The sequence below is a fragment of the Pontivivens insulae genome (assembly GCF_900302495.1).
Lineage (GTDB): Bacteria > Pseudomonadota > Alphaproteobacteria > Rhodobacterales > Rhodobacteraceae > Pontivivens > Pontivivens insulae.
This window is the reverse complement of sequence record NZ_OMKW01000001.1, coordinates 850,559-873,510: the sequence shown is the minus strand read 5'-3', so window position 1 is coordinate 873,510 and position 22,952 is coordinate 850,559. Positions and strand designations below refer to the sequence as shown.

25 protein-coding genes are annotated in these 22,952 nt (G+C 62.4%); 16 read left to right on the top strand and 9 right to left on the bottom strand.

Going from position 1 to position 22,952, the window contains the following annotated elements:
• Positions 1 to 78 precede the first annotated feature (78 nt).
• The 4 genes from speB to POI8812_RS04005 all read left to right on the top strand — a co-directional run bounded on the left by speB (position 79) and on the right by POI8812_RS04005 (position 3,470).
• Positions 79 to 1,020: an agmatinase gene (speB, locus tag POI8812_RS04020; protein WP_108781208.1), complete on the top strand. Its 942-nt coding sequence runs from the start codon at positions 79 to 81 to the stop codon at positions 1,018 to 1,020.
• Positions 1,017 to 1,616, top strand: a complete 600-nt coding sequence (locus tag POI8812_RS04015) for a class I SAM-dependent DNA methyltransferase (RefSeq protein WP_108781207.1) — start codon at positions 1,017 to 1,019, stop codon at positions 1,614 to 1,616. The genes speB and POI8812_RS04015 overlap by 4 nt, the downstream gene beginning before the upstream one ends.
• Entirely contained in the window at positions 1,613 to 2,044 is a 432-nt protein-coding gene (locus tag POI8812_RS04010; RefSeq protein ID WP_108781206.1) for a DUF2867 domain-containing protein, read from the top strand. Before POI8812_RS04015 ends, POI8812_RS04010 begins: the two co-directional genes overlap by 4 nt.
• 76 nt (positions 2,045 to 2,120) lie before the next feature.
• Positions 2,121 to 3,470: a glutamine synthetase family protein gene (locus tag POI8812_RS04005; protein WP_108781205.1), complete on the top strand. Its 1,350-nt coding sequence runs from the start codon at positions 2,121 to 2,123 to the stop codon at positions 3,468 to 3,470.
• 47 nt (positions 3,471 to 3,517) lie between these two features.
• Here the strand turns inward: POI8812_RS04005 and POI8812_RS04000 are convergent, their stop codons facing one another.
• From POI8812_RS04000 to POI8812_RS03990, 3 genes are read right to left on the bottom strand one after another with little or no spacing between them, the layout of a single operon-like run.
• Positions 3,518 to 3,979, bottom strand: coding sequence for an SRPBCC domain-containing protein (locus tag POI8812_RS04000; protein ID WP_108781204.1), 462 nt, complete (start codon positions 3,977 to 3,979; stop codon positions 3,518 to 3,520).
• A complete protein-coding gene (locus POI8812_RS03995) occupies positions 3,972 to 4,307 on the bottom strand; it encodes an ArsR/SmtB family transcription factor (RefSeq protein WP_108781203.1) in 336 nt (111 codons plus the stop codon). Before POI8812_RS03995 ends, POI8812_RS04000 begins: the two co-directional genes overlap by 8 nt.
• Positions 4,308 to 4,360: 53 nt before the next feature.
• On the bottom strand, positions 4,361 to 4,987 hold the full coding sequence (locus POI8812_RS03990) for a LysE family translocator (RefSeq protein ID WP_108781520.1): 627 nt from the start codon (positions 4,985 to 4,987) through the stop codon (positions 4,361 to 4,363).
• A 185-nt stretch (positions 4,988 to 5,172) separates the two neighbouring features.
• Here POI8812_RS03990 and POI8812_RS03985 point away from each other — a divergent pair, with 185 nt between their 5' ends.
• Positions 5,173 to 5,730 (top strand): carboxymuconolactone decarboxylase family protein, encoded by a 558-nt coding sequence (locus POI8812_RS03985; RefSeq protein ID WP_108781202.1) that lies wholly within the window; start codon positions 5,173 to 5,175, stop codon positions 5,728 to 5,730.
• A 33-nt stretch (positions 5,731 to 5,763) separates the two neighbouring features.
• Here the strand turns inward: POI8812_RS03985 and POI8812_RS03980 are convergent, their stop codons facing one another.
• Positions 5,764 to 6,459, bottom strand: coding sequence for a helix-turn-helix transcriptional regulator (locus tag POI8812_RS03980; RefSeq protein ID WP_108781519.1), 696 nt, complete (start codon positions 6,457 to 6,459; stop codon positions 5,764 to 5,766).
• A 64-nt stretch (positions 6,460 to 6,523) separates the two neighbouring features.
• Between POI8812_RS03980 and POI8812_RS03975 the strand changes: the two genes are divergently transcribed.
• Positions 6,524 to 7,132, top strand: coding sequence for a glutathione S-transferase family protein (locus POI8812_RS03975; protein WP_108781201.1), 609 nt, complete (start codon positions 6,524 to 6,526; stop codon positions 7,130 to 7,132).
• 67 nt (positions 7,133 to 7,199) lie between these two features.
• On the opposite strand, the gene POI8812_RS03970 is transcribed toward POI8812_RS03975, so the two are convergent.
• Positions 7,200 to 7,841 carry a DsbA family protein gene (locus tag POI8812_RS03970; protein WP_108781200.1) on the bottom strand — a complete coding sequence of 214 codons (642 nt, stop codon included), beginning with the start codon at positions 7,839 to 7,841 and terminating at the stop codon, positions 7,200 to 7,202.
• A 15-nt stretch (positions 7,842 to 7,856) separates the two neighbouring features.
• A complete protein-coding gene (locus POI8812_RS03965) occupies positions 7,857 to 8,378 on the bottom strand; it encodes a DUF721 domain-containing protein (protein ID WP_108781199.1) in 522 nt (173 codons plus the stop codon).
• 51 nt (positions 8,379 to 8,429) lie between these two features.
• On the opposite strand from POI8812_RS03965, the gene POI8812_RS03960 reads away from it, so the two are divergent.
• From POI8812_RS03960 to POI8812_RS03920, 9 genes are all read left to right on the top strand, one after another.
• Entirely contained in the window at positions 8,430 to 9,437 is a 1,008-nt protein-coding gene (locus POI8812_RS03960) for an A/G-specific adenine glycosylase (protein WP_108781198.1), read from the top strand.
• Positions 9,438 to 9,681: 244 nt separating this feature from the next.
• Positions 9,682 to 10,734 (top strand): bifunctional transcriptional activator/DNA repair enzyme AdaA, encoded by a 1,053-nt coding sequence (locus tag POI8812_RS03955; protein ID WP_108781197.1) that lies wholly within the window; start codon positions 9,682 to 9,684, stop codon positions 10,732 to 10,734.
• Between the two features lie 82 nt (positions 10,735 to 10,816).
• Complete coding sequence (locus POI8812_RS03950; RefSeq protein WP_108781196.1) at positions 10,817 to 11,923, top strand: alkane 1-monooxygenase; 1,107 nt, start codon at positions 10,817 to 10,819, stop codon at positions 11,921 to 11,923.
• A gap of 73 nt (positions 11,924 to 11,996) precedes the next feature.
• Positions 11,997 to 13,646, top strand: coding sequence for an FAD-binding dehydrogenase (locus tag POI8812_RS03945; protein ID WP_108781195.1), 1,650 nt, complete (start codon positions 11,997 to 11,999; stop codon positions 13,644 to 13,646).
• Positions 13,643 to 13,825, top strand: a complete 183-nt coding sequence (locus POI8812_RS03940) for a hypothetical protein (protein ID WP_108781194.1) — start codon at positions 13,643 to 13,645, stop codon at positions 13,823 to 13,825. The genes POI8812_RS03945 and POI8812_RS03940 overlap by 4 nt, the downstream gene beginning before the upstream one ends.
• A 260-nt stretch (positions 13,826 to 14,085) precedes the next feature.
• The gene (locus POI8812_RS03935) at positions 14,086 to 15,171 is read left to right on the top strand and encodes a PA0069 family radical SAM protein (RefSeq protein ID WP_108781193.1); all 1,086 of its coding nucleotides are present in this window, start codon (positions 14,086 to 14,088) and stop codon (positions 15,169 to 15,171) included.
• Between the two features lie 159 nt (positions 15,172 to 15,330).
• Positions 15,331 to 15,957 (top strand): ribonuclease HII, encoded by a 627-nt coding sequence (gene rnhB / locus POI8812_RS03930; protein ID WP_108781192.1) that lies wholly within the window; start codon positions 15,331 to 15,333, stop codon positions 15,955 to 15,957.
• Positions 15,958 to 16,028: 71 nt separating this feature from the next.
• Entirely contained in the window at positions 16,029 to 17,135 is a 1,107-nt protein-coding gene (locus POI8812_RS03925; RefSeq protein ID WP_108781191.1) for a site-specific DNA-methyltransferase, read from the top strand.
• A gap of 88 nt (positions 17,136 to 17,223) precedes the next feature.
• Positions 17,224 to 17,928, top strand: a complete 705-nt coding sequence (locus POI8812_RS03920) for a hypothetical protein (protein WP_108781190.1) — start codon at positions 17,224 to 17,226, stop codon at positions 17,926 to 17,928.
• Between the two features lie 12 nt (positions 17,929 to 17,940).
• Here POI8812_RS03920 and POI8812_RS03915 read toward each other — a convergent pair whose 3' ends face one another.
• From POI8812_RS03915 to POI8812_RS03905, 3 genes are all read right to left on the bottom strand, one after another.
• The gene (locus POI8812_RS03915) at positions 17,941 to 19,203 is read right to left on the bottom strand and encodes a cation:proton antiporter (RefSeq protein WP_108781189.1); all 1,263 of its coding nucleotides are present in this window, start codon (positions 19,201 to 19,203) and stop codon (positions 17,941 to 17,943) included.
• Between the two features lie 65 nt (positions 19,204 to 19,268).
• Positions 19,269 to 19,529, bottom strand: coding sequence for a hypothetical protein (locus tag POI8812_RS03910; RefSeq protein WP_146186116.1), 261 nt, complete (start codon positions 19,527 to 19,529; stop codon positions 19,269 to 19,271).
• Entirely contained in the window at positions 19,526 to 21,187 is a 1,662-nt protein-coding gene (locus POI8812_RS03905) for an NAD+ synthase (RefSeq protein ID WP_108781187.1), read from the bottom strand. The genes POI8812_RS03910 and POI8812_RS03905 overlap by 4 nt, the downstream gene beginning before the upstream one ends.
• Before the next feature lie 227 nt (positions 21,188 to 21,414).
• Here POI8812_RS03905 and POI8812_RS03900 point away from each other — a divergent pair, with 227 nt between their 5' ends.
• On the top strand, positions 21,415 to 22,872 hold the full coding sequence (locus POI8812_RS03900) for an MORN repeat-containing protein (protein WP_108781186.1): 1,458 nt from the start codon (positions 21,415 to 21,417) through the stop codon (positions 22,870 to 22,872).
• Positions 22,873 to 22,952: the final 80 nt, after the last annotated feature.

Sequence of the window (22,952 nt, the reverse complement as noted above, 5' to 3'; positions counted from 1 at the left end):
TCCCCGCCGGAGGCCGCCACCGCTGGACACGCAGCACACCCTCGGCAAAGCTGGGCACAAGGCAATGGAGCACCCCTGATGGACCACCGCAAAGACTACGCTTTCCTCTCTGACGATCCGACCGTGGAAAGCCATGACGAGAATTTCTATTCCGGCGCTCTCAGCTTTTGCCGCCGCCCCTACACCCGCGACGTAGCCACGCTCGACGTGGCGGTGATGGGTGTCCCCTATGATGTGAGCGTTACAAACCGTCCGGGCACCCGTTTCGGCCCGCGTGCCGTGCGCGCCGCCTCGTCCAATCTGGCCTGGGCGCGGGCGTGGCCCTCCAGCTTTGATCCGTTCCAGCGGCTGAAAGTGGGCGATTGGGGCGACATCCATATCGACAATGGCCATCCAGAAAAAGTGCCCGCCCATATTGAAGCCGCCATCGCCTCCGTCCTCGCCAAAGACACAGCGACTTTGCTGATCGGTGGCGACCACTTCACGACCTACCCCTCGCTCAAAGCCCATGTCGCCAAGCATGGCCCACTTGCGCTGATCCAGTTCGACGCCCACACCGACACATGGAAGGATGACGGCAAGCGCATCGACCACGGCACCATGTTCTATCACGCGGTGCAGCAGGGCCTGATCGATCCAGACCGCTCGATCCAGGTGGGCATCCGCACCACGAATGACGACCCGATGGGCATCCTGATCCGCGATGCGATCGAGGTGAATGACACCCCGCTCTCCGAAACAATCGCCGCCATTCGTGACCGGGTCGGCGACAGCCCGGCCTATCTGACCTTCGACATTGATGGGCTTGACCCCTCCTGCGCGCCGGGCACGGGCACACCCGTTGTGGGCGGTCTGAGCACCCATCAGGCCATGAGCATCCTGCGCGGCCTGCACGGGCTGAACATCGTCGGTGCAGATGTCGTCGAGGTCTCTCCCCCCTACGATCATGCAGAGATCACGGCGCTGGCCGGGGCCACCATCGCGCTTGAACTGCTCTGCATCATGGGCAGCCGCGCATGAGCGACGACCAGACCATCGCGACCTATAACGCACAGGCCCAGCGCTATGCCGATCTGGTGAGCCGGACAGAACCCGACGCCGACCTGCAACGGTTCATGGACGGTGTGCCCGCAGGTGGCACCGTGCTCGATCTGGGCTGTGGACCGGGCAACTCGGCGGCAATGATGCAAAAGGCGGGGCTGGCCGTCACGGCCACGGACGCCTCTGAAGAAATGATCCGCATCGCGCGGGATACCTTTGGCCTCGACGCAAAAGTCGCCGTTTTCGATGATCTGGACGCGGTCGAGGCTTATGACGGCATCTGGGCCAATTTCAGCTTGCTGCACGCCCCGCGCGATGACCTGCCCCGCCACCTTGCGGCCATCCACACCGCGCTGCGCCCCGGTGGCCTCTTCCATATCGGCATGAAAACCGGCGAAGGCATGCAGCGCGACCGCCTTGGCCGTCGCTACGCCTATTTCACACCAACCGAACTGCGCGCCTTGCTTGGGCAGGCAGGGTTTGCCGTAGAGACGGAGCGTGAGGGGGAGGACAAAGCCCTCTCCGGCGAAATGTCACCCTTCGTTGTTCTCACCGCCAGAAAGACAGCCGCATGAGCCGCCCGGACTATGAAAGCATCCAGACCCGTCCAGCGCCCGACGGGCTGACCGTGCCGGAGCTATACACCCGTATGACCAGCCGCACGCCCGGATGGATCAACCTCGCCATGCGGGTCCGCGACCGGATCGGACGGCTCTTCGGTCTGCGCACTATTGACGACTTCAGCGCACCAACGGCGATGCAGGAAGGCAGCACGGTCCATTTCTGGCGGATCGAGGAATTGGGCGACGACCGCATGCAGGTCTCTGCCGAAGATCACCACCTGATCGTGCGCGCCGTACTGGAACGCAATGAAGATCAGTTTCGCCTGACCACGCGCGTCCATATCCACAATTGGGTCGGACGGCTCTATATGCTGCCCGTGGGGATCGCCCATCCGATCATCTGCAACACGATGCTCAACCGCGCCCTCACCCCGCCCTGACCACAACTTTGCTCCCGAAATATCTCGGGGTCCGGGGCAGCGCCCCGGTTCAACCTCTCAAACAGACCGAACCGCCATGAGCCTGCCCACCCCCGAATCCATCGCCACAACCCTCGCGACTGGAGAGTACCGTTCGATCGAGCTGGTCTATCCCGACATGAACGGCGTCTTGCGCGGCAAGCATGTGCCGCTCGATCAGGCGGGTAAGCTCTTCGGCGGGGTGCGCCTGCCCCGCTCAACCTACAACCTCGACATTCTCAGCGCGGATGTGGAGGCCGCAGGCATCGCCATCGACACCGGTGACCCTGACGGCCTGGGCCATTGCGTGGCCTTCGGACCCGCGCAATGGGCCGATCACGCGACGGCCTTGATGACGATGACCGAGGTGGATGGCAGCCCCAACCCCTATGACCCCCGGCAGGCACTGGCGGGCGTGGTCGCCCGCTTCACAGAACGTGGCCTGACCCCCGTCGTCGCCCCAGAGCTCGAATTCTATCTGATGGACGCCGCCCGCGATCCCGGCGGGCGCGGCCAGCCGCCGATTTCGCCTGTCACCGGCGACCGGCTGGCGGACCCGCAGATCTACCGCCTCAGCGTGCAGGAGCCGTTCCTGCCCATCCTCGACGCGATCCGCGAAGCCGCAAATGCGCTGGGGGCAGCTGCCGATGTCGCACTTGCAGAGTTCGGGCCGGGCCAGTTCGAGATCAATCTGGCCCATACCCCCGATCCGCTCAACGCCGCCGATCAGGCCATTATGCTCAAACACGCGATCCGGGGCGTGGCCCGCGCCAACGGGATGGAGGCCTGTTTCATGGCCAAGCCTTATGGCGACCATTCGGGCAGCGGATTGCACTATCACATCTCCCTGCTCGATGAGACCGGCACAAACATCTTTGCAGGCGACAGCGACATCCCCAACGCAGCACTCGGCGGCGCGGTGGCCCGGCTGGTGGAGGTGATGGGCGAAAGCACGCTGGGCTTTGCGCCGCACCTCAACAGTTACCGCCGTCTCGCCCCCGGCACCTACGCGCCGATCATCGCCGCATGGGGCCTCGACAATCGCGGCGTTGCCCTGCGAGTACCCGCCACGCAAGGGGTTGCTGCGCGGCTGGAACACCGGGTGCCCGGCTCTGACGCGAACCCCTACATCGCGCTTGCCCTCATCCTGCAAGGCATCCTCGAAGGGCTCGATGCCACGAAAGATCCGGGCACGCCCGTTGTCGGAGAGGCGACGACCGACCATGGTGAGGAACTGCCACTCGGCTGGGGCCGCGCCCTCGTCGCTTTTCAGGACAGCCCCTTCGCCGCCCGCGCTCTGGGGTCAGAGTTCCACCGCGTCTACGCACTGATGAAGGCGCAAGAAATGGACAGCCTGCGCACCCGCGTCACGGATGTGGAGTTCGACGTCTACATGCGCTCAATCTGACGCGCCGCAGCCACTTCGGATTGGCCCAAATACCCCCGCCGGAGGCATCACGCCCCAGCCAAGAGCTCTTCGAGCTGGGTCAACGCGGTGCCCCAACCGCCCTCGAAGCCCATCGCCTCGTGCTGGGCCCGCAATTCCGGTGTCGGGTGCAGGACGCGGGCTGTGTACTGGGTCTTCTCCCCGACCCCGACCATTTCGATGATCGCGGTGAAGGGGAAGTCGCTGGGCACGGGCTGAAACCCGCCCGACATCATCGAGGTGAAGATGATCCGCGCCTCGGCCTCGGCCAGCAGGAAGCATCCCGGCGTGCGCATCGCCTCCCCATCGGGGCCATGCATCGTCATCTCGAAAGCCCCGCCTGCCTGGACATCATGCTGATGAACTTTGGCGCGCCACGGGCGCGGCACCCACCATTGCGCGAATTTCTCCGCGTCGGTCCACGCGTCCCAGACCCTTGCGACCGGCGCGTTCAATACGCGGCTCAACTCCAGAGTTGTCTCTTCACTCATTGCCCTTGTCCTCCTGCAAAAATGCCTCCAGCCGATCCGTCCGCGCCTCCCAGATCAGGCGCTGATGATCCAGCCAGTCCGTCACAATGCCAAGCGCAGCGCGATTGAGTGTACAGGTCCGCACTCGACCGGCCTTTTGCGTGTCAACCAGACCCGCATCGGCCAGCACGTCCAGATGGCGCACGATTGTTGGCAACGCGAGCGCATGGGGTGCGGCCAGATCGCCGACACTTGCGGGCCCTTCGCCCAACCGCTCGACCATCTGCGCGCGCACCGGATGGGCCAGCGCATGCGCAACGGTAACAACTTTCTGGATTCGCTCAGCCATATGGCTAAGTATCACGTCCAATCAAAGCCGGCGACAAAAACTTAGCACAAAGCCTAACTGTCAGAGAGCTTCGCGGTCAGGATACTCGCCGCTGCTCCGCCAAAGGCGAGCGCAAACACGGCTTCCAACCCGCGCCGGGCGCGCAAATAGATCCGCGACAGCGGCGGGATCGAGAAGATCAGCGCATAGCCATGAAAGACAATCAGGCTCTGCACACCCACGGCGAGGATGACGGTGATGAGCACCAGCGGATCGGTGCCCGGTGCGATCCCCAGCGAATAGAGTGCACCGAAGAACAGGATCGCCTTGGGATTTGTGATGTGCAGGGCCAGCCCGCGCAGGAAGAAAGACCGTCCCGCAGGTGCCGTGCGCGGCATCAGCGCGCCGGGCGTCAGGGCGGATTTGGCGGATTTGAACGCCAGCCACAAAAGATAACCCGCACCGGCATAGCGCACGATCTCCAGAATCCAGCCATGGGCCAGCATCACCGCGCCCAGCCCAAAAGCCGCAGAGATCGACCAGAAGAAAGAGCCAAGCGTGATGCCAGAGGCCAGCGCCAACGCGGGCGCACGGCCCTGCCCCATGGCGGTTCCCATCAAAGTCAGCGTTGCAGGCCCAGGGCTCGCACTCGCGATCAGGGCGGCAATCAGGATCAGCGGAAGATCAACGGTGCTCAACATTTCCCCATCCTGCACCGCATCGCACATGGCTCAAACCGCTCATGCGTAACGATACATTTACACGAAGCCCTCGCGCGGGGTCACGGCTGCTTGAGCGGGTCTGTTAACCGGCGTCGCACGGCCCAAGTGCTGCTGACGCCCGCCGATCCCCGGCGGGTCGCTACACTTAGGAAAGGAGCCGCATCATGCAGACGACGGTTCACGATCTGGACAGCGCCCCCGAGGCCTCCAAACCCCTCCTCGAAAGTTCGATCAAGGCTTTTGGCCGGTTGCCCAGCCTTCACGGTGTGATGGCCACCAGCCCCGGCCTTCTGGAAGGGTACCAGCACCTCCACCGCCTTGCCGTGCAGGCAACGGCCTTTACCCCCGAAGAACGCACAGTGGTCTGGATGACCGTCAACGTGGCCAACCGCTGCCACTACTGCGTGCCGGCCCATACCGGCATCGCGCATATGGAAAAAATCGACCAGCCGATCATCGACGCCCTGCGGGATGAAACGCCGCTGCCCACCGAAAAGCTAGAGGCGCTGCGCACCTTCACACTGGCCGTGCGCGAGACCCACGGCCGCCCCGATGCCGCAGCTGTCGCCGCATTCGAAGCGGCCGGATATGGGGAACGTGCAGTGCTCGACATCATTCTGATCCTCGCCCAGAAGGTGATGTCCAACTACACTAACGCCATCTTCGATACGCCCACCGATGCCGCCTTCGCGAAGTTCGCGTGGACGCCAAAGGCAGACTGACCCACAGCCGTCCGGGCACGGTGTCCGGGCGGCTTAGCCTGCGGCGGCTTTGGTCTTCTGCGCAGCATATTCGCGCAAAAGACCGACACGGCGGGGGCGGAAACTGCGGCCATTAAAGGTTGCCGCCTCGATGCCAGAGGCGTGAAAATGCCGCCAATCCTGGCGCAAACAACACCAGACCAGCACCAGCAAGGATCGCTCGGAATAGCTGATGCCCAGGGGCCAGACCTCACGCTCGGTCACAGTGCCGTTCCGGTCGCGATAGCGCAGGTCGAGCGCGCGCTCTTCCCAACACGCTTGACGCAACAGGCCCATATCAACTCCCAGCATCGCGGGCCGCGCGGCGGGCCGGAAACTGCGCAGCGCGGTATGATGTGCCTGACGGGACTGATCGTCTGGCAAGGTTGCGATAATCCGGGCAAGCGCAGATCGGCCCGCCTGCTCCAGCGCAGGATCGCCGGTCTGCGCCAACTCCCCAACGGCCAGAACCAGCGCTTCGATTTCGAGTTGAGAGAAGCTCTGCGGTGGCAATGCGCCATCCTCGACCAGATGATAGCCGACGCCAGCCTCCCCATCGATCAGGGCACCGCCCGCCCGCAACGTCGCAATATCGCGATAGAGCTGGCGACGGGACACGCCGGTTTCCCCGGCCAGGTCGGCGGCAGTGGCCGGAGCAGGAAGACGCCGCAACGCGTCCATCAATCTCATCAATCTGTCCGCGCGCGCCATGCTGACAGAATATGTCAGTACCCGTCCGTTAGACAACGCCCATTCCCAATGAATGGAAACGGACATGCTCACGCTCTACCACGCTCCCAACAGCCGCTCTTCAACCATCATCGCCTTGATCGAGGAACTCGGGCTGCAATCAAAGGTCACGATCACCGAAGTATCGGTGCGCCGCGCCGATGGCAGCGGCGGACCCGATCCCAAAAACCCGCATCCCGAAGGGAAAGTGCCGTATCTGACCAGCGGAACGGATCATGTTTTTGAACGCGCCGCGATCGTGGCGTTTCTGATCGATCTCGCTCCCGACCACCCGATGGGCCGGGCCGTCGGTGATCCGCAACGCGGCGCCTATCTCAGCTGGTTAGCCTATTATCAGGGCGTGGTGGAACCGGTTCTGGTCCTGCACATGGCCGGGGTCGCACATCCAGTGCTCTCGGCAACCTTCCGCGACCTCGATCATGTCACTAGCCGCCTAAGCGCGACACTCGATACGCAGCCCTATCTGCTGGGCGACAGGTACAGCGCTGTCGATCTGCTTCTTGCCAGCCCATTCCACTGGATGCCCGACATCGCGCCAAGTGGCTCATCCCTTGCCGATTGGATCGCCCGGTGCGCGGCCCGGCCCAGTGTTGCGGCGATTGCCAAGCGGGAATTGGCCTTGCTCGCCAATTAACCATCAAAGATCGAAAAAGGGCGGCCCGCATAGGCCGCCCTGGTCAATTCATGCATTGCGGTCAGGCTTATAGTTCGGCCTCGATCACCGCGACGAAGTCGTCATAGCTCATGTTGGAATGCATGGTTCCGTTCACGACGAAGGAGGGCGTGCCCGAAATCTGATGCTCTTCCATGTGGTCCTGATACCGGGCCACCAGCGCCTCTGCGAGGTCCGCGTCAGCCAGACATTCGCCAATCTGATCCTCGGTCAGACCAGCCTGCGCGCCGATGCGCCCCAGCTGCGCCACAACCTCCTGGGCGGTTCCCGCCCGCGACCAGTCCGCCTGACGGGCATAGAGCAAGTTGGTCAGCCCGAAATACCGCGTGCCATCGCCACACCGTGCCAGCATCGCGCCCCAAAGGCCCGGACGGTCAAAATAGACCTCACGCACTTCGAACCGCACCTTGCCGGTGTCGATATAGTTTTCCTTCAGCTGCGGATAGACCACGCCGTGAAAGCGGGCACAGTGCGGGCAGGTCAACGAGGCATATTCGATGATCGTGACCGGCGCATCAGCATCACCAATCACCATCGGATCGGTCATCGGACCCGCGGCGCTGGCCTCAGCGGTCTCGCTGTCCTGCGCGAAAGCAGCAGCGGCAAAGCTGCCAGCACCCAGCGCTGCGGCACTGGCCAGAACGGAACGTCGGTTGAAAACTTTGGCCATGGTACTCCCCGGCGATTACTTCGTTCGTGTCTCTATGTTTTTACCTAAAGACAGAAGCGCCGCGCGCAAGCCTTCATCCCCCACCTCACGAAGGTCTGATCGCATCTGCGCTTCAATTTCTGGTGAGAGTGCCGGCGCGGCCTGCGGCTTATGGGCGAAAGGCACCTGCCCTTCCGCAAAACCTGTCGCGGCCGTCTGGGTCAATGTCACACGGCTGATCGCGGAATATCCGTAGCACGCATTCACACGCTCCATGATCTGCGGGACCATCATCTGAACCTGCGGGGCTGCCGCACCCTGAACCAAAAGCACCAGCGTCGCCCCGAATCCCTTCTTGGCGTAGCTCACCTTCTGCGGACGGGCGAGCGCTGCGATATCTGGCCCCACGATCTCCTCCCAGTCGGTCAGCAGACGGATCTGGGCAAAACCGCGCGTCTCAGACGCTCTTTTCAACTGCGGCGCGATGAGAGAGCCCGCCTTGGTGAAGCGACGCGCCCGTTTCGGCTGCCACTGCGTCCCTTTGGCCTGTTTGCGCATATGCACCGCTCCCGCTACTCAACAAGGACAGAGCTTATCACCGGATGGATCATGGACGCCACAACCCTTCTCGACTGGTACGACATCCATCACCGCGACATGCCGTGGCGCGTTCCCCCTGCTGCTCGGAAGGCAGGAGAGGTGCCAAACCCCTATCATGTGTGGCTGTCCGAGGTGATGTTGCAGCAGACAACCGTTGCCGCCGTCCGGGCTTATCACACGAAATTCACAGCTCTCTGGCCCACGGTTGAGGATCTCGCCGCGGCGGATGATGCAGACGTGATGGCCGCCTGGGCCGGGCTTGGCTATTACGCCCGCGCCCGCAACCTGCTGAAATGCGCGCGAGAGGTCACGGCCCGTGGCGGCTTCCCGAATACAGAGGCGGAACTGCTGACCCTGCCGGGCATCGGCCCCTACACCGCCGCCGCCGTCGCCTCCATCGCGTTCGACCGCAAAGCGACGGTGCTCGACGGCAATGTCGAGCGGGTCATGGCTCGGCTGCACGCGATTGAAGAGCCTCTGCCTGACAGTAAGGAGACGTTGCGCACCTTGGCCGCAGAGCGCACCCCGGACGCGCGACCGGGCGACTACGCGCAAGCGGTCATGGACCTCGGCGCGACCATCTGCACGCCCAAAAGCCCCGCCTGCGGCATCTGCCCGTGGATGAAAGGGTGCGCCGGGCGCATCGCGGGGATCGCGGCAGAGCTGCCGCGCAAACGCCCCAAGAAGGCCAAGCCGACCCGACTTGGTCACGTCTACATCGCCCGCCGCCCCGATGGCGCAACCCTGATGGAGACCCGCCCGCCCAAAGGCTTGCTCGGCGGCATGCTCGCCCTTCCGACCTCCGAGTGGACCGACGCGCCCAGCCCTGCTCCACCCTTGGAGGCAGGCTGGCGAGAGATCGGAGAGGTGCGCCACACCTTCACCCATTTCCACCTGATCCTGACTGTCTGGACAGCCGAGACGCTGGCCGCCGAGACCCGGGGCCACTGGGTCGATCAGGCAGATCCCGGCGACCTTCCCACCGTGTTCGCCAAGGCGTTGAGACTGGCGCTTTAGAGACGGCACACTTTTTGGCCGGATGCGACCAGCATCCGGCCAGCGCCCGACCTCCCCCCGGGAGGGCGCTTTTGCGATCGATCACGTTGCGAAACCGCCCGGCGGGCTTGTGAGATAAACTGCATCGTCCAGAGGGCCCAAACGCCCACCCAAGGTCGGGGCTGGCCTACCCGAACCCCACCTAATCAACATTGCCGCCCGAAATCCGGCGACAGGGCGCCGCGCCACCCGCTACACTCTGCGCATGTTATTCGATCTCCCTCCTCACGCGGACCTCTACGCCGCGCTTGCCGACCGCGACAAAAGCTGGGACGGGCGCGCCTATGTCGGCGTGTCCTCCACCGGCATCTTCTGCCGTTTCGGCTGCCCGGCCCGCACGCCCAAACCCGAAAACTGCGCGTTCTTCGAGACGGTGGCGCACTGCATGGAGGCCGGGTTCCGCCCCTGCAAGCGCTGCCACCCGCTGAAACCAGCCGCACAAAGCGAGCCGGTCATCCAGACCTTGCTTGACGCATTCGCAGCCCGCCCCGACCATCGCTGGCGTGAAGGAGATGTCGCCGCCCTTGGCGTTGACCCCTCCACAGCCCGCCGGGCCTTCAAGCGGCATTACGGGCTGACGTTCCTCGAAATGGTCCGGCTCGACCGCCTGCGCCGGGGCTTCGAGACCCTGTCGGACGGAGGGCGCGTGATCGACGCCCAGATCGACGCAGGTTTTGAGTCGCCCAGCGCGTTTCGCGAGGCTTTCGCGAAACTCCTTGGCGACGCGCCGGGCAACCTTGCCAAAGACGCCCTGTTGCGCGCGGACTGGGTGGAAACACCGCTCGGCCCGATGATCGCGGTCGCTGACGCCAAGGCACTGCACCTCCTCGAATTCATCGACCGTAAGGCCCTGCCCAAAGAGCTGGCGGATTTACGCAAGGCCGCGCGCGGGTCTCTTGGCTTTGGCCGGTTCGCGACGCACGACCAGATCGCGAAGGAGCTTGAGGCCTTCTTTGCCGGCACCTCCCCCACGTTCCAGACGCCGATCAGCCCACTTGGTACGCCCTTCTCGCAAAAGGTCTGGGCGGCTCTGCGCACAATTCCGGCCGGTGCAACCGTCAGCTATGGCGACCTCGCCCGCCAGATTGAGCAGCCCACAGCGACGCGCGCTGTCGCCCGGGCCAACGGGGCCAATCCACTGGCCCTGATCGTGCCCTGCCACCGGGTGATCGGGGCAGATGGATCGCTCACAGGCTATGGCGGCGGGCTATGGCGCAAGCAAAAGCTGATCGAGGTCGAACGCGCCTACGCAGCGTAATGTAGCGACCGCTACATTTTTCTTGATCCGTGGCACCGGGGACTGCACAGTCCGCTCACCCTGTGCTAAGGAATTCGCTATTATGCCTGCACCCGCCTTGCCGTTCTGGATGTCCCTGTCACTCGTGCCGCTGATCCTGCTTGCGGCCCTCAATGGCGGCTGGTGGCTCGCAGCAGTGACAACCTACACCATCGTCGTCATCACGTTCCTCGATGCCGTACTCAGCCACGACACCTCGAACGCGGACCCCATGACGCAGGACCGTCACCTGTTTTGGCATAAGCTCGTCACCTGGGTCTGGCCGCCGATGCAGTTTGTCATCGTCTTCGGCGCAATCTGGTGGGCGGTGAACGGCACGCTTGAACGGTGGGAGGCGATTGCCCTCTTCGCCGTGATCGGCGTCGCAACCGGGGCCATCGGCATCAACTTCAGCCACGAATTGATCCATCAGCGCAACCGGTGGGAGCCGCGGCTGGGGGAGTTCCTGCTGACCATGGTCTGCTACGGGCACTTCCGCTCGGAACATGTGCTGGTGCATCACCGCTATGTTGCCACGCCGCGCGACCCGGTCACGGCCCGCTATAATGAAAGCTTCTTCACCTTCTTCCCCCGCGTGCTCTGGCAGCAGGTCGTCAGCGGCTTCCGGGCCGAGGCGGCATTGCTCGCCCGCAAGGGCAAGGGCGCGTGGGACGCGTCCAATCCCTACTGGCGCTACATCATCGCAACCGCCCTGTTCGCCGCCCTCGCCTACCTGATCGGCGGCCTGTTCGGCCTCGGCCTCTTCGCGCTGCAGGCTTTCGTCGCCGTGCTTTACCTCGAGCTCACCAACTATATCGAGCATTACGGCCTGACCCGCCGTCATCTGGGCGACGGGAAATACGAGCATGTGAAGCCGCACCATTCCTGGAACGCCAATCACCGCGTCTCCAACTGGTTCCTCATCAACCTTCAGCGCCATTCGGATCATCACTACAAGCCCGACCGCCGCTTCCCGCTGTTGCAGGCCTATGACGAGACGGACGCCCCGCAGCTTCCCTTCGGCTATCCGGTGATGACGGTTCTTGCGCTGAACCCGCTGCTTTTCCGCCGGGTGATGAACAAGCGGGTCAAGGCATGGCGCCGGCGCTTCTACCCCGACATCACCGATTGGTCCGATTACAAGGCCGGAACGAACCCGCAGCCGCGCTGACGTTAAGTCATCTGTTCAATTCCCCCGCACCTCGCATAGTCTTTCGACCAAAGGGATCGAGGGGAGTTGAGCCATGGACGCAGATGCACTCATCATCGGGGCGGGCCTCGCCGGGTTGGTTGCCGCCTGCGAACTGATCGACGCGGGCAAATCCGTGTTGGTCGTGGATCAGGAGCCTGAGCAGCATCTGGGCGGACAAGCCTTCTGGTCACTGGGCGGCATGTTCCTTGTAGACAGTCCCGAACAGCGCCGCATGGGCATCAAGGACAGTTTCGAGCTCGCCCGGCAGGACTGGATGGGAACCGCAGGCTTTGACCGGAACGAGGATGGCTGGCCGCGCCAATGGGCCGACAAATATCTCGAATTCGCCGCGGGTGAAAAACGCTCATGGCTCATGGAGCGGGGCTTCAAGTTCTTCCCCATCGTCGGCTGGGCCGAACGGGGCGGGGTAAGCGCGGAAAGCTATGGCAACTCCGTCCCCCGCTTCCACATCACATGGGGCACCGGACCGGGCGTGATCGACCCCTTCGTTCAGCGGGTGCAGGAGGCCGCGAAAACCGGCAAGCTGCGCTTCGCCTTTCGCCACCGGGTCGATGGCCTGATCATCACCAATGGCGTGGTCGAGGGCGTTCATGGCGCGACCCTCGCCCCGGACAATGCCGTGCGCGGGGGCAAGACCAACCGCGACGAGGTTGGCACATTTGAGCTGCGCGCACCTGTCACGCTGCTCTCCTCCGGCGGGATCGGCGGCAACCATTACAAGGTGCGTGAACACTGGCCCGCGCGCCTTGGCACACCACCGGAATTCATGGTCTCCGGCGTACCGGATCACGTCGATGGCCGCATGCTCGACATCGCAGATGCGCAAGGCGTCAACCTGATCAACCGCGACAGGATGTGGCATTATGTGGAGGGTGTGCGGAACTGGGATCCGATCTGGCCCGCCCACGGCATCCGCATCCTTCCCGGCCCCTCTTCCATGTGGTTCGACGCCCATGGGGAACGTTTGCCAGTGCCAAACTTTCCCGGCTTCGACAGCCTCGGCGCGCTCGAACATATCTGCCAGACCGGCCAGCCCTACACCTGGTTCGTGCTCAATCAGGCGATCATCAAGAAGGAATTCGCCCTGTCGGGCTCCGAACAGAACCCCGACCTCACCGGCAAAAGCTGGCGGCAGGTCATCGGCCGCGCCTTCGGCAAAAGGGCGATGGGGCCTGTCGAGGCGTTCAAGGAACATGGCGAGGATTTCGTTGTCGCAAACAATCTGGAAGAGCTCGTCGCGGGCATGAACCGCGTCGGCACTGTAGAAGTTCCGCTCGACCGTCTGCGCGAACAGATCGAGGCACGCGACCGCAACGCCACCAATGCCTTTACCAAGGACGCGCAAATGGCCGCGATCCATGCCGCCCGCAACTATCGCGGCGACCGTTTGATCCGCACGGCAAAACCCGGCCCGATCCTTGATCCGGACAACGGCCCGCTGATCGCCGTGCGCCTCAACATCCTGACCCGCAAAAGCCTCGGCGGGATCGAGACCGATCTTTCTGCCCGCGCGCTCGGCAAAACCGGGGAGCCGATGCCAGGTCTCTATGCCGCGGGTGAGGCGTCCGGCTTCGGCGGCGGCGGCGTCCACGGCTATCGCAGCCTTGAGGGCACATTCCTGGGCGGCTGCGTCTTCTCGGGCCGCACCGCAGGCCGCGCCATGGCAGGTGCGCTGAAATGATCAAGTTCATCTATCCCGACGGAACTCACTGCTACCGCGCGCTCCACACCGTCCACGCGATCTTCAGAAACGACGCGGGGCAGCTGATTGCCCGCGCGGAAAAGGCGTATCAAAGCGGCATGTACGAGTTCGAGATCAAGGCCTTCGAAACCCTCGCACCCGGCACAATCTACGACTGATGCGGACCTGTGGCCAATCCGTACCACAGGCCGTTGCGCATCGGTGACGTGGCAAAGCTACAGCGCACCTGACGGAATCCCCCTTCCGTTAACCCTACAGAAAGCTCCTTCCTCACCAAGGCATGGACGCTTTGCGCAGTGCACTTTCGGTGCACGGGTTGTGCACGCTTGGTGCACGCCCTGTGCACGGGGCTATTGCCAAAGTGACACTTCCCGAATCGAACATATGTTCCTATTTTGTTCTCATCAGGAGAACGCAGATGGACGACTTCTTTTCAGACGACATTGACCCGGAGACCAGACGCGGACGCGGCGCGACCCGCAACCATGCGGGCCGGTTTGAACCGCACACCCGCCACCGCATGGATGATGGGTGGGAAGCTCAGGATCAAACCCCTGTCGCCACACAAGTCTACACCGACCATCCCCGCCGCATCATCACCCGAAACCAGTCCCCGGACGTGCCCTTTGACCGCTCGATCAACCCCTACAAAGGATGTGAGCACGGCTGCGTCTATTGCTTCGCGCGGCCGACGCACACCTATCTGGGCCTCAGCGCCGGGCTCGATTTTGAAAGCCGGATCTTCACCAAACCAAATGCCGCGGCCCTTCTGGAAAAGGAGCTTGCACGCCCGGGCTATGTGCCTGCAACCATGGCCATCGGCACCAACACCGACCCCTACCAACCGCTGGAAAAACAGCACCGCATCATGCGGCAGGTGCTGGAGGTGCTCGACGCCTGGAACCACCCCGTCGCCATCGTGACAAAGGGCGCGCTCGTCACCCGCGACACCGACATTCTGGGCCGCATGGCGCGAAGGGGTTTGGCCAAGGTCGCCATTTCGGTCACGACGCTAGATGCCAAGCTGTCCCGATTGTTGGAGCCACGGGCAGCGGCCCCGCAGGTGCGGCTGCGCGCCATTGGCGCACTGGCCCGCGCAGGCGTGCCCACGGGCTTCATGATGGCCCCCATCATCCCCGCGCTCAACGATCATGAGATTGAAAAGATTGTGGAAACCTGCGCCAGCGCCGGGGCCAGCTGGACCTCGTCCGTCGTTCTGCGCCTACCGCATGAGGTCTCACCCCTGTTTCGCGATTGGCTGGCAGAGCATTATCCGAACCGTGCTCACCGCATCATGGCGCAGGTCCGCGAAATGCATGGCGGCAAGGATTATGACGCGGAATGGGGCAAGCGGATGCGGGGCGAGGGCGTCTACGCCAACCTGATCGCCCGGCGGTACGAGGCCGCGATGAAGCGGCACGGCCTGCGCCGCCGGATCGCACCGCTCGATTGCTCCCGCTTTGCCCGCCCACCGCGCAAGGGCGATCAGTTCACTCTGTTCTAGTGGCACGCGCGCAAAAAAGCCTTAGCCTCATCGCACCCGCCCGGCAGCCATCGTTGCGCCCCCACGGGGCGGCGCTCCTGCATCGGATGGTGTATGTCAGGTCTTTGAAGGGGCACTTTAGGGGCTTGCCACGCGGACAGTGCTGACGCACGACGAAGCATGCAAAACGCTCCTGATCCCGCCTTCGATGCCCGCTATGCCCATCACGGCCCCGTCTGTGGTGTGGACGAGGTCGGGCGTGGCCCTTGGGCCGGTCCCATCATCACGGCTGCGGTGATCCTGGGGCCGGATGCGCCAAGCGGCCTGAACGACTCCAAAAAGCTCAGCGCGAAACGGCGCGAGGCGCTCTATGACGAAATCTTAAGCACCTGCCATGTAGGAATTGGAGAGGGCACCTTGCGCGAGATTGAGGAACTCAACGTCCTGCAAGCCTCGCTGCTGGCCATGGCCAAAGCAGTCAAAGCCCTGCCCGAGCATCCGGCTTTCGCCCTGATCGACGGCAACAAAACCCCGCGCAACCTCCCCTGCGCCAGCGCCACGGTCGTGAAGGGGGACAGCTTGTCGCCCAGCATTGCGGCGGCGTCGATTGTGGCGAAGGTCACACGAGATCGAATGATGGTGGCACTGGCGCAACAGTTTCCGGGCTATGGCTGGGAGACGAACATGGGATACGGCACAAAAGCGCATCAGGATGGCCTGCGCCGCTATGGCGTAACACCACATCATCGCAAGACCTTCGCACCCATACACAAGATATTGGTTCAAGAAAATTATTTAACCGACTGATTCATAACAATATTGACGGCGAATCACTCAATCGGTCATTTTGTCCCCAACAACCAGATAAGGGGCATGACATGGCGATCCGGCAGAAAAACGATACAGGCGACCTGCCATTGGACGTCATTCTGGACGGGGATTGCGTCGCGCGCATGAACGCGCTGCCCGAGAATTCCGTCGACCTGATCTTTGCCGATCCGCCCTATAACCTGCAGCTGAAAGGGGAGCTGCATCGCCCCGACAACTCCAAAGTCGACGCGGTGGACGATCACTGGGATCGCTTCAACTCTTTCAATTCTTACGATAAATTCAGCCGTGAATGGCTCGCCGCCGCCCGTCGCCTGCTTAAGCCCAATGGCGCAATCTGGGTTATCGGCTCTTACCACAACATCTTCCGCGTCGGCTCCGCCCTGCAGGACGCGGGGTTCTGGATTCTGAACGATGTGGTCTGGCGCAAATCGAACCCGATGCCGAATTTCCGCGGCAAGCGTCTGACCAATGCGCATGAGACGATGATCTGGGCGGCGAAGTCCGATACCGCGAAATACACCTTCAACTACGAGGCGCTGAAGGCGCTGAACGAAGGCGTGCAGATGCGCTCTGACTGGGTGCTGCCGATCTGCAATGGCAATGAGCGTCTGAAAGATGACAACGGCGACAAGGCCCATCCGACACAGAAACCGGAAAGCCTTCTGCACCGCGTGCTCATCGGCTCAACCAAGCCGGGCGACGTTGTGCTCGACCCGTTCTTTGGCACCGGCACGACCGGTGCGGTCGCGAAACGTCTGGGCCGCCATTACATCGGGATCGAACGGGAGGCTGCGTACCGCAAGGTTGCGGAAAAACGCCTCGCCGCGATCAAACGGTATGACCGCGACGCGCTGGAGGTCTCCACCTCCAAACGGGCTGAGCCCCGCGTCGCGTTCGGCACGCTCGTTGAGCGGGGGCTGCTCCGCGTGGGGGCGGAACTGCGCTCGCTCAACGGGCGGCATAAAGCGAAGGTGCGCGCCGACGGGACTCTCGTGGCCTTCGACACAAAGGGATCGATCCATCAGGTGGGCGCGGCTTTGGAGGGCGCACCATCTTGTAATGGCTGGACATATTGGACGTTCAAGCGCTCTGGCGACTGGGTTCCGATTGACCTCTTGCGCCAGCAGATCCGCGCGGAAATGGCCCCGGCCTGATCCGCATGCAATGCCCGGTTTCACGCCTGTGGAACCCACTTACCGACCGGAGCGATCCGGTCGGTTTTTTGCTTGAAAGAGGTTCAGGATGACGTCCGAAGCGGTCTGGTGGTTCGAGGGGTTTTGGGAGGAAGATCATTGTCGGGCGCCGGTTGCTGCTTACGCTGACACTGGTCAAGATCCAGTCCAAGTCATCGGGAGGTTAAGCAAAGAGCTGCGCCAACGCGAAATCAAATTTGGGAGAAAAGCTGGACCAGATTGCCTTTTTGTGTCCGATCCGAACCGCCGAAGCGACCGGGAATTCGATGATCTTGGTCCCATGACGATGAGAGGAATTCTCATTTCCGGCGCGATGATTGATTTGTTTACAGACTTTGAACTTGGCGCAAGCCAGGTTCTTGAGCTGCCGATGTACGAGGGCTTAGGCAAACAACTCAGTTCCCCCTCTGGTCTCAAACAACCAGATCTCACGCGCCCAGTACCCGGACGCTGGGGTCTGCTGCATGTGCGGGAACGGAAGAACTCGTTGATCGACGATAGATGCAGCGGTGTCAGCTTTCGTATCCGCAAGGCATGGATGGAAAACCCTCCACTAATGGCGGAGGTGCCATACCGAAATTCTCAAACTGTGATTGGATTGGATGCTACCAAAGCGAATGCTGGGCCAGACCTTTGGTTTGAAGAGCGAATAGATGATGTCCCCTTTATCTCCGACTGCCTGCGGCGGGCGATCCTCGATGCTGGGCTGCGGGTGCCTACCATGAAGTGGCTAAAGCAGGCGCGGCTCTACTAGCTGTTCCGGCGGTCAGTCATCGCGTCCATTGGTCACCCATGCGGATTGGGCGAGGCGTTGTGCGAGGGGTGCTACGGTCAGGCCCTGTACGATGATTGAGAAGATCACGACCATATAGGTCGCGCCCAGGATGAGCGGTTTCCACTCACTGTCGGGCAGGGCGAGCGCGAGGGCGATCGAGATGCCCCCCTTCAGCCCGCCCCATGTCATCACCGGGATCACGTCGCGCTCATGCCGTTTGAACGGCCGCAGCATCAGCACCGGAACGGCGACGGCGGCAAGACGGGCGAGCAGGGCGAAGAAGATGGCGAGCGCACCGGTGACCAGCACCTCCTGATTGAAGGCGACGGCAAAAACCTCGAACCCGATCAACAGGAAGAGGACGGCATTGAGGATCTCGTCAATCAGCTTCCAAAAGCTGTCTACATAGTCGCGCGTAATCTCTGACATGCCGTACCGCGTGCCGACATGGCCGATGAACAGACCCGCGACGACCGCCATGATCGGGGCGGAGAGGTGCAGCGCCAGGCTGAGCGAGTAGCCGCCAAAGGCAAGGCCGAGGGTCAGCAGAACCTCCAGTGAGTAATCATCCACCCGCCGCATCAGGCGGAAAGTGAGCCAGCCGAGAAGACCACCCATAACGGCGCCGCCCACGGCCTCTTGCAGGAACAGCAGCACGGCGCTGCCGAACGTCGCTGCATGGCCATCATCGGCCGGGAAGGCGAGTGCGACCAGCACCAGATAGACGACATAGCCGACGCCATCATTGAACAGGCTTTCCCCCGCGATCTTTGTCTCCAGAGACTTACGCAGGTTCGCCTCTCGCAACACGCCGAGTACCGCGACTGGATCTGTTGGGGAGATGAGCGCCCCGAACACCATCGCGATCAAAAGTGGCATACCTGTGAGCAGCGTGAACGCCGTCCCAACGACGAGGGTGGAAAGACCCACGCCAATCGTGGCCATCAGCAGGACAAGCGGCGCCTGCTTTTTCAGATCATCGAGCGAGACGTGGAGCGCCCCTGCAAACAGCAACAGGCCCAGCATCCCCTCTAACAACGCGTCTGAGAAGGCAATGCCGGTCACGCCGTCGCGCACCGTATCGCCAATCCCGAAACCCGGCGCGATCCAGTCAAAGGCGATGATCACGACCGAGGCGATCAGTGATACGACCAGGATGCCAATGGCGCTCGGCAGCTTCAGGAACAGGTAGTTCACCGTGCCGAACAGCCCTGCCAGCACGATAAGCAATGATGTAACCTGAAGAATGTCCATGACGGGGCCTCGCAAATATCGGGAAGGTCAGATGGGGCGGTTGCGCCCTGTGTCCACCGGGCAGCTTACCCGTCAGGGCCGATGACGAACTGGATCAGCCGGTGCATGAAGCGCGGCTGTTTGGGTTGGTAGGGCTGAATGGCGCGCAGCGCGAAGGGAAACAGGATGCCAAAGATCAAGGCCCCAAAAAACGCAAACGCGGCAATCGTGTAGGGGATCATCAGCCAAAGCGGATCATCCCACAGCGACACGACCACCAGAAGGGCAAGCAGAGCGGGGCCGGACCATTTCATGACCGTCAGCGCCTGTCGAGTCCGCGTCCTCACTTTGCCGACCGCCAGCGGTTCGCAATCGGATAGCGCCGGTCGAGCCAGAAGGCCCGTGTGCTGAGCCGCGTGCCCGGTGCCGACTGGAAGCGCTTATATTCCGAGATGTAGAGCAAGTGCTCGACCCGCTTGGCCGTATCGTGATCAAAGCCCGCGGCGACACAATCCGCGACGGAGCCTTCCTGCTCGATCAGGATCTCAAGCATCGCGTCGAGATCTTCATAGGGCGGCAGGCTGTCCTCGTCCTTCTGATCTTCGCGCAACTCGGCTGAGGGCGGCTTGTCGATGATGCGGGTCGGAATCACTTCGCCCGCGTTGCCCTTCATCCAGGCCGGATCATGGTTCGCGTTGCGCCAGCGGCAGGTCTCGAACACGCGGGTTTTGTAGAGGTCCTTGAGCGGGTTATAGCCGCCGGACATATCGCCGTAGATCGTGGCGTAGCCCACCGCGACCTCTGACTTGTTGCCCGTGGTCAGCAGCATCTCCCCAAACTTGTTGGAGAGCGCCATGAGCAGCAGCCCGCGCAGGCGCGACTGGATGTTCTCTTCTGTCACATCCGGGGTCGTTCCCGCAAAGAGCGGCGCGAGCGCGTCTGTCACGGCAGCGCGCGGGCCGGAGATCGGCACGTAATCATAGTGACAGCCGAGCGCCGTGGCGCAGGCTTCCGCATCCTCAAGACTGTGCTGCGAGGTATATTCCGAGGGGAGCATCACGCAGCGCACATTCTCGGGGCCCAGCGCGTCCGCGGCGATCGTCGCCGTCAGTGCCGAATCGACACCCCCGGACATGCCCAAAAGGGCCTTCTTGAAGCCTGTCTTGCGCCAATATGAGCGGATCGATTCGACCATAGCGCGATAATCGAGGGCATAGTCATCGCCCAGCGGCGCGCGCGCCTCAGTGACACATTGCCACCCGGCCGGGCCACGTTCGAAGTCTACGATCTGTTCAACCGTATCGAATGAAGGCAACAATACGGCAAGGGATGCATCGGATTGCAGCACGAATGAGGTGCCGTCAAACACCTGATCATCCTGTCCTCCAACCATGTTCAGATAGACCAGCGGCAACCCGCTTTCGACCACGCGGGACACCATGTGATTCATGCGCCGCTCGTGCTTGGCGCGGTGGTAGGGGGACCCGTTGGGGATCACGAGAATTTCCGCGCCGCTCTCCTCAAGCGTCTCCGTCGGACCCTCGTGCCAGCTGTCTTCGCAGATCGGGATGCCGACGCGCAATCCAGCAATGTTGACCGGGCCCTGAGGAGGCGCCGGCGTGAACAGGCGATGTTCGTCGAACACGCTGTCATTGGGCAGAATCTGCTTTTTTACAATGGCCGAGACGGCGCCATCTTTAAGGATGTAGTAAGCATTGTAGAGGTCGGCGCCCTCAAGATAGGGGGCGCCAATACCCAGTGCCGGACCGGTCGCAAGCTCAACGGCCAACGCCTCAACGGCTGCCATCGCTTCGGCCACGAAAGCAGATTTGCGCCCCAGATCAACGGTCTGATAACCGGTCGCAAACATCTCTGGCAGAGCGACGAAATCTGCGTCGGCCGCGGCCCCCTTGGCGTGCAGCGCGCGGGCTTGATTGATATTGCCCGGAATGTCCCCAACAACGGGATCAAGCTGCCCCAGCAGCAGGCGGAACCGATTGCTCATATCGCACCTCTCGCGCTTGGGCGTGCCTCAATATGGCCGCATATCGTGTGCAGACATAACTCTGCAAGGGCCAATGGCCGATGCATGATGTTACCGCTTAGGGCGCAATCGCTAGTTGTCAGCTTTAAATTGAGCAAATAGGATCGTGTCAAATTGCCGGATCGCCTGAGGGGGCGGTGTAACTCTGACAGGGGGCTGGCCATCGTTTCGGCTGGCAGAATGAACGCATGAAGACACGGATTTCACATATCGCCGTCGCGGCATTTGGACTGGGCGGCCTCGCGCTGGGCAGCGTTGCGGCAAATGCGCAATCTGATGGCAGCGTACAGACACGGCAATATGACACGGGCGGCGTATATGAAGGCGAGTTCCTGAACGGCCTTCAGCACGGCCAGGGTACATACCGCCTTCCCAACGGTTACGAGTATACCGGCACGTGGGTCGAAGGCCGGATCGAGGGTGAGGGTACTGCCCGGTTCCCGAACGGTTCTGTTTACACCGGCGAATTCATGAATGGTGAGCCGCATGGCGAAGGCTCCATCGTCTTCGCGGATGGCGGTACTTACGAGGGCCAGTGGGTCGACTCGGTCATTCAGGGTACCGGCGTTGCGGTCTATGCAAATGGCGTGCGCTATGAGGGCGAGTTCCAGAACTCTGTCCACCATGGTCAAGGCACGATGATTTCGACCAACGGCTACCGCTATTCCGGGACATGGGTTGATGGGACAAAGGACGGCAGCGGGACGATCACCTATCCCGACGGCGCTGTTTATGAAGGCGATATCGTGCGCGGCATTCGCGAAGGCACGGGCACTCTGACCCTGCCCGATGGCCTGACCTATACCGGTGAGTGGGTGGACAACCAGATCAACGGCACGGGTGTTCTGACCCAGGCGAATGGTGACGTCTATGAAGGGACGCTGGTCGACGGCCAACGCTCTGGCACGGGCATCGCGACTTTCGCGAATGGCGATATCTATGAGGGCGAGTTCCTGAACGATTTGCGCCATGGAATGGGCACCTATCAGGGCACCGACGGTTACGTATATGAAGGTCAGTGGGTCGAGGGCCGCATCGAGGGGACGGGGCTCGTCCGCTATCCCGACGGATCGGTCTATGAAGGCGAGTTCGAGAATGATCTCAGCCATGGTACCGGCACGATCACCTATCCCGATGGCTCTTCCTATTCCGGCGACTGGGTAGAGGGCGTGATCGAGGGTCAGGGCATTGCGCGCTATGATAACGGCCTGGTCTACGAAGGTGAGTTCCGCGATGCGCGCAACCACGGCTATGGCGTGATGACCTATGATGATGGGTATCAGTATGCCGGGAACTGGCAGGACGGTCTGCGCCACGGTGACGGTGTGGCGACCTATGCGGACGGTACGATCTACACCGGCAATTTCGCCAACGGTCAACGCCAGGGTGCTGGCACGATCACCATGCCGGATGGCTTCGAATATGTCGGTGGCTGGTCCGAAGGTGAGATCGACGGTGCAGGCACGGCAAAATATCCCAATGGTGACGTCTATGAGGGGTTCTTCGTGGCCGGACAGCGTCAGGGCCGCGGTCTTATGACCTACGCCTCTGGTGACACCTATGACGGCTTCTGGGTCGAAGGTGAGCAGGCGACCGAGGAAGAGGCCGCCGCAGCCGGCGTCGATGTGGAAGGTCAGAGCAACTGATCCAAAGACAGCCATTTGAATAGCGAAAGGGCGCCCGTTCGGCGCCCTTTTTGCTTTGCTCAGCCCCGCCTCACTGTCGC

What these genes read in the sequence shown, in the direction of transcription:
- POI8812_RS03985 (WP_108781202.1), top strand. Translation starts at nt 5,173, where the DNA reads ATGCAGACGACGGTTCACGATCTGGACAGCGCCCCCGAGGCCTCCAAA.
- speB (WP_108781208.1), top strand. Translation starts at nt 79, where the DNA reads ATGGACCACCGCAAAGACTACGCTTTCCTCTCTGACGATCCGACCGTG.
- POI8812_RS03950 (WP_108781196.1), top strand. Translation starts at nt 10,817, where the DNA reads ATGCCTGCACCCGCCTTGCCGTTCTGGATGTCCCTGTCACTCGTGCCG.
- POI8812_RS03990 (WP_108781520.1), bottom strand. Translation starts at nt 4,987, where the DNA reads ATGTTGAGCACCGTTGATCTTCCGCTGATCCTGATTGCCGCCCTGATC.
- POI8812_RS03940 (WP_108781194.1), top strand. Translation starts at nt 13,643, where the DNA reads ATGATCAAGTTCATCTATCCCGACGGAACTCACTGCTACCGCGCGCTC.
- rnhB (WP_108781192.1), top strand. Translation starts at nt 15,331, where the DNA reads ATGCAAAACGCTCCTGATCCCGCCTTCGATGCCCGCTATGCCCATCAC.
- POI8812_RS03905 (WP_108781187.1), bottom strand. Translation starts at nt 21,187, where the DNA reads ATGAGCAATCGGTTCCGCCTGCTGCTGGGGCAGCTTGATCCCGTTGTT.
- POI8812_RS03900 (WP_108781186.1), top strand. Translation starts at nt 21,415, where the DNA reads ATGAAGACACGGATTTCACATATCGCCGTCGCGGCATTTGGACTGGGC.
- POI8812_RS03920 (WP_108781190.1), top strand. Translation starts at nt 17,224, where the DNA reads ATGACGTCCGAAGCGGTCTGGTGGTTCGAGGGGTTTTGGGAGGAAGAT.
- POI8812_RS03970 (WP_108781200.1), bottom strand. Translation starts at nt 7,841, where the DNA reads ATGGCCAAAGTTTTCAACCGACGTTCCGTTCTGGCCAGTGCCGCAGCG.
- POI8812_RS03960 (WP_108781198.1), top strand. Translation starts at nt 8,430, where the DNA reads ATGGACGCCACAACCCTTCTCGACTGGTACGACATCCATCACCGCGAC.
- POI8812_RS03915 (WP_108781189.1), bottom strand. Translation starts at nt 19,203, where the DNA reads ATGGACATTCTTCAGGTTACATCATTGCTTATCGTGCTGGCAGGGCTG.
- POI8812_RS03980 (WP_108781519.1), bottom strand. Translation starts at nt 6,459, where the DNA reads ATGGCGCGCGCGGACAGATTGATGAGATTGATGGACGCGTTGCGGCGT.
- POI8812_RS03975 (WP_108781201.1), top strand. Translation starts at nt 6,524, where the DNA reads ATGCTCACGCTCTACCACGCTCCCAACAGCCGCTCTTCAACCATCATC.
- POI8812_RS04005 (WP_108781205.1), top strand. Translation starts at nt 2,121, where the DNA reads ATGAGCCTGCCCACCCCCGAATCCATCGCCACAACCCTCGCGACTGGA.
- POI8812_RS03955 (WP_108781197.1), top strand. Translation starts at nt 9,682, where the DNA reads ATGTTATTCGATCTCCCTCCTCACGCGGACCTCTACGCCGCGCTTGCC.
- POI8812_RS03965 (WP_108781199.1), bottom strand. Translation starts at nt 8,378, where the DNA reads ATGCGCAAACAGGCCAAAGGGACGCAGTGGCAGCCGAAACGGGCGCGT.
- POI8812_RS04000 (WP_108781204.1), bottom strand. Translation starts at nt 3,979, where the DNA reads ATGAGTGAAGAGACAACTCTGGAGTTGAGCCGCGTATTGAACGCGCCG.
- POI8812_RS03945 (WP_108781195.1), top strand. Translation starts at nt 11,997, where the DNA reads ATGGACGCAGATGCACTCATCATCGGGGCGGGCCTCGCCGGGTTGGTT.
- POI8812_RS04015 (WP_108781207.1), top strand. Translation starts at nt 1,017, where the DNA reads ATGAGCGACGACCAGACCATCGCGACCTATAACGCACAGGCCCAGCGC.
- POI8812_RS04010 (WP_108781206.1), top strand. Translation starts at nt 1,613, where the DNA reads ATGAGCCGCCCGGACTATGAAAGCATCCAGACCCGTCCAGCGCCCGAC.
- POI8812_RS03995 (WP_108781203.1), bottom strand. Translation starts at nt 4,307, where the DNA reads ATGGCTGAGCGAATCCAGAAAGTTGTTACCGTTGCGCATGCGCTGGCC.
- POI8812_RS03935 (WP_108781193.1), top strand. Translation starts at nt 14,086, where the DNA reads ATGGACGACTTCTTTTCAGACGACATTGACCCGGAGACCAGACGCGGA.
- POI8812_RS03925 (WP_108781191.1), top strand. Translation starts at nt 16,029, where the DNA reads ATGGCGATCCGGCAGAAAAACGATACAGGCGACCTGCCATTGGACGTC.